At 70.0% G+C, this 6,000-nt stretch carries 7 protein-coding genes; 4 read left to right on the top strand and 3 right to left on the bottom strand.

What is annotated here, in order from left to right; all coding sequences use genetic code 11:
- The first annotated feature begins 68 nt into the window (after positions 1-68).
- Positions 69-914 carry an exodeoxyribonuclease III gene (locus AB1285_RS16515; protein ID WP_429977493.1) on the top strand — a complete coding sequence of 282 codons (846 nt, stop codon included), beginning with the start codon at positions 69-71 and terminating at the stop codon, positions 912-914.
- Positions 915-960: 46 nt separating this feature from the next.
- Positions 961-1,818, top strand: a complete 858-nt coding sequence (locus tag AB1285_RS16510; RefSeq protein ID WP_370428980.1) for a Cof-type HAD-IIB family hydrolase — start codon at positions 961-963, stop codon at positions 1,816-1,818.
- Positions 1,819-1,862: 44 nt separating this feature from the next.
- Here the strand turns inward: AB1285_RS16510 and AB1285_RS16505 are convergent, their stop codons facing one another.
- The 3 genes from AB1285_RS16505 to AB1285_RS16495 are packed head-to-tail and all read right to left on the bottom strand — an operon-like array spanning position 1,863 to position 3,947.
- On the bottom strand, positions 1,863-2,057 hold the full coding sequence (locus AB1285_RS16505) for a hypothetical protein (RefSeq protein ID WP_429977407.1): 195 nt from the start codon (positions 2,055-2,057) through the stop codon (positions 1,863-1,865).
- Between the two features lie 25 nt (positions 2,058-2,082).
- On the bottom strand, positions 2,083-2,721 hold the full coding sequence (locus tag AB1285_RS16500; RefSeq protein WP_370428978.1) for a hypothetical protein: 639 nt from the start codon (positions 2,719-2,721) through the stop codon (positions 2,083-2,085).
- On the bottom strand, positions 2,718-3,947 hold the full coding sequence (locus tag AB1285_RS16495) for an MFS transporter (protein WP_370428977.1): 1,230 nt from the start codon (positions 3,945-3,947) through the stop codon (positions 2,718-2,720). The genes AB1285_RS16500 and AB1285_RS16495 overlap by 4 nt, the downstream gene beginning before the upstream one ends.
- Positions 3,948-4,026: 79 nt before the next feature.
- Here AB1285_RS16495 and AB1285_RS16490 point away from each other — a divergent pair, with 79 nt between their 5' ends.
- Both AB1285_RS16490 and AB1285_RS16485 read left to right on the top strand, forming a co-directional pair.
- The gene (locus AB1285_RS16490; RefSeq protein WP_259953838.1) at positions 4,027-5,280 is read left to right on the top strand and encodes a sensor histidine kinase; all 1,254 of its coding nucleotides are present in this window, start codon (positions 4,027-4,029) and stop codon (positions 5,278-5,280) included.
- Positions 5,277-5,966: a response regulator gene (locus tag AB1285_RS16485; protein ID WP_259953832.1), complete on the top strand. Its 690-nt coding sequence runs from the start codon at positions 5,277-5,279 to the stop codon at positions 5,964-5,966. The genes AB1285_RS16490 and AB1285_RS16485 overlap by 4 nt, the downstream gene beginning before the upstream one ends.
- The last annotated feature ends 34 nt before the right edge of the window (positions 5,967-6,000 follow it).

Raw genomic sequence — 6,000 nt, 5'->3', positions numbered from 1 at the left:
GGGTCCGGCGGTCTGCGTCGAGTGCGGTCACGGCATCCAGTGTAGGAGGCACACCCTAGGCTGGACGCATGCGCTTGGCCACCTGGAACGTCAACTCCATCCGCACCCGCGTCACCCGCACCGTCGAGTTCGCCGTCCGTGAAGACATCGACGTGCTCGCGATGCAGGAGGTGAAGTGCAAGCCGGAGCAGTTCCCGTATGCACCGTTCGAGGAGGCCGGCTACCACGTCGAGGTGCACGGCCTGAATCAGTGGAACGGCGTCGCGATCGCGAGCCGGCTGCCCGTGACCGACGTGCGCACCGCCTTCGACGGCATGCCCGGGTTCGCGAAGGGCCACGAGGGCCCGGATGCCCCGCAGGAGGCGCGCGCTCTGGGCGTCATGGTCGACGGCGTGCGCGTCTGGAGCCTGTACGTGCCCAACGGCCGCTCGCTCGATGACCCGCACTATGTCTACAAACTGCATTGGCTCGAGCAGCTCAAGCGGTCCACGGCGGCCGAGCTGTCGGCGAACCCCGACCTCCCGCTCGCCCTCGTCGGCGACTTCAACATCATCCCGTTCGACCTTGACAACGGCGATCCCGACATCGTGGTCGGCCGGTCCACCCACGTGTCCCCCGCCGAGCGCGACGCGTTCTTCGCCCTGACCGACGCGGGGGTGACCGATGTGGTGCGTCCGCTGCTCCCCGAGGGCTACACCTACTGGGACTACCAGCGGCTGAAGTTCCCGCGCAACGAGGGCATCCGCATCGACTTCATCCTCGGCTCGAAGACGTTCGCCGATGCCGTCACCGGCGCGTCGATCCACCGCAACGAGCGCAAGGGCGAGCAGCCCAGCGACCACGTGCCCGTGGTGGTCGATGTGGACTTCGGCGGCAACGACGCCGACGACGACCTGCCGATGATCTTCTCCTGACCCTTCGACAGGCTCAGGCCCTTCGACAGGCTCAGGGACCCATCGCATGGCAGACTCAGGGACCCATTCCGTGCGGCTGATCGCGACCGACCTCGACGGCACGCTGCTCGACAGCGCATCCGCGGTGTCGCCGCGCACCCGTGCGGCGATCGATGCCGCGCGGGACGCCGGTGTCGCGGTGGTGCCGGTCACCGCCCGCCAGCCCATCGGCCTTCGCGTGATCGCCGCCGACGCCGGATTCGACGGGTGGGCGCTGTGCGGCAACGGCGCGTACGCGACGCATCTCGCCGAGGGCCGCATGCTGTTCGCCGAGGAGCTGCCGCCCGCGACCCTTCGCACTCTCGCCGACGCGCTGCGCGCCAGCGTTCCCGGCCTGCTCTTCGCGAGCGTACGGGAGGGCGGCGAGACGTTCATCGCACAGCACGGCTACGCGGCGATCGCGCAGCTGTCCGACCACAAGCGCGACCCCGCGACGATGGGCGGCGTCCCGCTGGACGAGGTGCTGGCCGCGCCGACGCTCAAACTCGTGATCCGGCACCCCGAGCTCGCGCCCGCCGCACTCTTCGAGACCCTGCGGTCCCTCGGGCTCACCGGCTTCGAGGCTACGCTGTCCGGCGCCCCGTTCGTCGAGGTCATGGCGCAGGGCGTCACGAAGGCCACGGGACTCGCGCGCCTCTGCACCCACCTCGGCATCGATCGCTCCGACGTCGTGGCGTTCGGAGACGCCCTCAACGATGTCGAGATGCTCCGCTGGGCCGGTCACGGCGTGGCGATGGCGCACGCGGAACCCGTCGTGCAGGAGGCCGCGGACGAGACCACCGCGACCAACGACGAGGACGGCGTGGCCCGCGTGATCGAGCGCCTGCTCGGCTATCGGGCTATCGCCTCTAGGGCGAATACCTGACAAATCGATTCACCCGACATCACCATGTCAGCGTTGTGCCACCGCTACTGCAGAAGTGCGCCGACGAGAGTGAAGACGCCGAAGCCGATGAAGAATATCCCGACGATGAGCATCCTCATCGGCGTCCTCCCGGGCGGCATCGCATCATCAGCTAACGGCTCCCCGTACATCCTCTCCACGCCGTGATGGAAGATCTGGGAAACAGACCTGCGGAAGAGCATCAGGGCAAGCCCGATCACGATCAGTATCGGTCCAATCACTGACTCAGCAGACACGTGCAGTCCCGGGAGCGAAGCTCATAGGTGGTGCCATCGGAGAACTGCTACCCCGCACACGCCGTGCGGCAGCATCCTCCGCTTCATCCCGCGATGGACTGAAGTCAACGAAGGTCTCGTCACAGAACGGTTCGCGAAGCTCGGACCAGTCGGAGCCCGAGAACCGTCCTGCCCCAGGCAGGAAGACCGCTTCTCCGTCGACGCTACGAACGTGAAGTACACCGTCGTCGTCCACCTCCCAACGCGCATCGCCAGCATCTCCCTCGCTGGCGTCAGCGACACAAAGCCGGGCGTCAGCAGACGTCTCGATGTGCCCCAATGAGATTCCCGACAGCTGGGCAGTTCCGTCCTCGTAGAGCTCGATGGTTGTGTTGGCGGCATCCGGGACGTCTGGGTCCTTCGATCGCTGCCAGCTGATCGGGAACTCGAACTGATCGCCGGGCCCCGGTGTCTTCGTGAGAGCAGGAATGACCAAGACCGCGCATATCACCACGAGGAAGATGGCCACCCCCGCCCCCACTACTCCCCACAGCACGGTTTTATTCACTTGCACGCGATCTCTCCACAGTGCTTCAGAATGAAGTTGTAGTACTGAGTACTGGATCGTATTGCACTCGGCGCTCTTCATGTCGCTTCATACTTCCGACCTTCGCCGTCGTGTCCGTTCGCCCGGTTCTGGTCCGGCCGCGCGTCGACGCGCGGCAGTCGGAGACCGAGGAGCGCCACGGCCCCGGCTCCCGCCGTGAGCGCCGCGATGACGCCGATTCCGACCGCCGGCACCGTCGCCGTCGCCACGGCCCCGGCGACCAACGGGCCACCCGCGTCGCCCAGCTCCCGGCCCAGCTCCGCACTGCCCATCGTGCGTCCCATGCGTTCCGCGGGCGTCGATGCCGCCAAGTGCGAGAACGCCACCGGCGTCGCCAGGCCCACCCCGGCGCCGACCAGCACGCCCGTGACGCACAGCACGATCGGCGTCACCCACAGCGCGGTGAGCCCGATGCCGAGGCCGATCAGGAGCAGCCCGCCGACGGCCCCGAGACGGACGGAGAGCCGACCGCGGTCGTGCGCCGCGCCGACGAACGGCTGCACGATGCTCGACACGATCGCCAGCACCGTGACGATCGCCATGCTGCCCACCGTGCCGAGCCCGGCCTGTCGCCCGAGCAGCGGGAGGAATCCCACGGCCACGGCGAGCGCACCGGTCGTGGCCGCCAGCACGAGGGTCGGGACGAGGAACCCCGGGGCGAGGAGCTCCCGGCCGAGGTCGACGAGGGTCACCCGCTTCCGGGGCAGCACCGGCACGGCGGGGACGGCGAGGAGCACCCATCCGGCTGCCGCGAGTCCGAGCACGGCGAGGGCCCAGAACAGTGCAGGGATCCCTCCCACGACCACGAGCACCGCGCCGAGCAGCGGGCCGAGGGCGTAGCCGAGACTCTTCCAGGAGCCGTAGCGCCCGAAGTACCGGCCACGCGACGCCTCGTCCGTCAACCGCGCCACCGCAGCGGACGAGGCCGGCGAGAACGCGGAGGCCGCGGCTCCCTGGCCGAAGCGCGCGATCACGAGACCGACCATGCCGGGGGCCAGAGCTCCGACGACCGAGAACGCGGTGAAGGCCAGCAGCCCGCCGACGATCACCGGCCGCACGCCGACCCGGTCGCTGAGGGCACCGAAGAGCGGTTTCAGCAACACCTCGGCGAGGTCGTACAGCGCGAGCGTGAAACCGAACGCCAGCAGCGTCCAGCCGATGTCCTCGGTCTCGGCGCCGAGGGCCGCGGCGATGCCGTGCGCGCCGAACGCGGTGGTGAACCCGGCGAGGTAGAGCGGTGCCAGGCGCGGGCGCGGCGAGGAGGTCACACCTGATCCTGGCAGACGTACCGCCCGCGTCCGTCGCACGGGGGATGCCGCGCGACAGCCCCCGCCCTACGGTGGAGGGATGGCCTTCACCCGGACGCCGACCCTGCGCGACCAGCGCGGCGACCTCCTCCTCGCGCTCGTCCTCTTCGTCGGCGCGATCCTCAGCGCGGCGCTCTCCTCCATCGCCCAGGTCTACGGCGACGAGCAGGCTCCGCTGTGGACCGCGCTCGTCTACGCCGTCGTCGTGGCGGCGCCGCTCGGGTTCCGCCGACGCTGGCCCGGCACCGTGGCCGTCGTGGTGTCGCTGGCCTACTTCACGGCTGTGACGATCCGGGTGCCGGAGATCTACGTCGGCAACATCGCGATGTTCATCGCGCTCTACACGGTCGGCGCCTGGATGAACGATCGCCGGAAGGCCCTCGTCGTCCGCGTCGCCATCATCGTCGGCATGTTCGTGTGGCTCCTCATCACCATGTACCGCGACGCCATCAGCGAGGCCGACAAGGCGGACGTCGTCGCCGGGGCCATGTCGCCCTACGTGGCGTTCATGCTCATCCAGATCCTCCTCAACGCCCTGTACTTCGGCGGTGCCTATTACTTCGGCGAACGCTCCTGGGCGGCAGCCGAGCAGCGCACCGTGCTGGAAGAGCGCACCCGCGAACTGGAGCGCGAGCGCGAGGTCACGGCCGCGCAGGCAGTGGCCCTCGATCGGGTGCGGATCGCCAGGGAGCTGCACGACGTCGTCGCCCACCACGTGTCGGTGATGGGCGTGCAGGCGGGCGCCGCGCGCCTCGTGCTCGAGAGCGATCCCGCCCAGTCGGCGCGCATCCTCTCCGGGATCGAGTCCTCCGCGCGGGACGCGATCCAGGAACTGCGCCAGCTGCTGGAGACGCTGCGCACTCCCGGCGGCGATACGACCGAGTCGGCGTCGACCGTCTCCCTCGACGACATCGCGGCGCTCGCGCAGGCATCGACCGAGGCGGGTCTCCCCACCGCGTACACCGTGATCGGCGATCCGGTGCCCGTTCCCTCGCTCGTCGCCGTGAACCTGTACCGGATCGCACAGGAATCGCTGACCAACGCCCGTCGGCACGCCGGACCGGGGGCGACCGCGGACGTGCGCGTGCGCTACGACGACGACGGCGTGGAGGTCGAGGTCGTGAACACCGGCCGCGCCATCGCCCAGCTGCGACCCGGTCTCGGACAGCTCGGGATGCGCGAGCGCGCGGCGGCCTCCGGCGGCACCGTCGAGGTCACTCCGCGCGTCGCCGGGGGTCTGCGGGTCCGGGCGCGGGTGCCGCTCGGCACGGCCGTGCCGGAGGGCGCACGATGACCGCGCCGATCCGGGTGCTCCTCGTCGACGACCACGCCCTCCTCCGCGCGGGATTCCGCACGATCCTCGACACCCAGCCCGACATCGCCGTCGTGGGCGAGGCCTCGACGGGAGCCGAGGCGGTCGCGCAGGCCGCCGCGCTGCGCCCTGACGTCATCACGATGGACGTGCAGATGCCCGATATGGACGGGATCGAGGCGACGCGCCGCCTCGTCGCCGACCCGTCGGTGGGCGCCGCGATCGCGATCGTGACGACGTTCGACCGCGACGACTATCTCTATCAGGCGCTCGAAGCCGGCGCGAGCGGATTCCTCCTCAAGAACGCGGGCGCCGAGGATCTCATCTCCGCGGTGCGCGCTCTCGCGGCCGGGGACGGCATGCTGGCACCCGAGGTGACCCGCCGCGTCCTCACCCGCTTCGCCGGAGCGACCCCGGAAGCCGGCGCCGCTCCCGCCCGCGCGGTGGCGAAAGCGCCCGCGACGGCCGTACTCGCGGAGCCGCTGACCGAGCGGGAGGCCGAGGTGCTGACCCTGCTCGCCGACGCCCGCAGCAACGCCGAGATCGCTCGGGCTCTGTTCATCGGCGAGGCCACCGTGAAGACCCATGTCTCGCGCATCCTCCAGAAGCTCGGCGCCAGGGACCGCGTGCAGGCCGTCGTGCTCGCGCATCGGATGGGGCTGGCCTGACCGGAGGCGGACCGCTCCCCCGCGATACTCTCGG

Source organism: Microbacterium sp. NRRL B-14842, assembly GCF_050470785.1.
The sequence above is the reverse complement of the archived record's forward strand: the minus strand, read 5'-3'. Positions and strand labels throughout refer to the sequence as shown.

Coding starts and splice junctions, on each gene's coding strand:
- AB1285_RS16510 (WP_370428980.1), top strand. CDS start 961: ATGGCAGACTCAGGGACCCATTCCGTGCGGCTGATCGCGACCGACCTC.
- AB1285_RS16500 (WP_370428978.1), bottom strand. CDS start 2,721: ATGAAGAGCGCCGAGTGCAATACGATCCAGTACTCAGTACTACAACTT.
- AB1285_RS16515 (WP_429977493.1), top strand. CDS start 69: ATGCGCTTGGCCACCTGGAACGTCAACTCCATCCGCACCCGCGTCACC.
- AB1285_RS16485 (WP_259953832.1), top strand. CDS start 5,277: ATGACCGCGCCGATCCGGGTGCTCCTCGTCGACGACCACGCCCTCCTC.
- AB1285_RS16490 (WP_259953838.1), top strand. CDS start 4,027: ATGGCCTTCACCCGGACGCCGACCCTGCGCGACCAGCGCGGCGACCTC.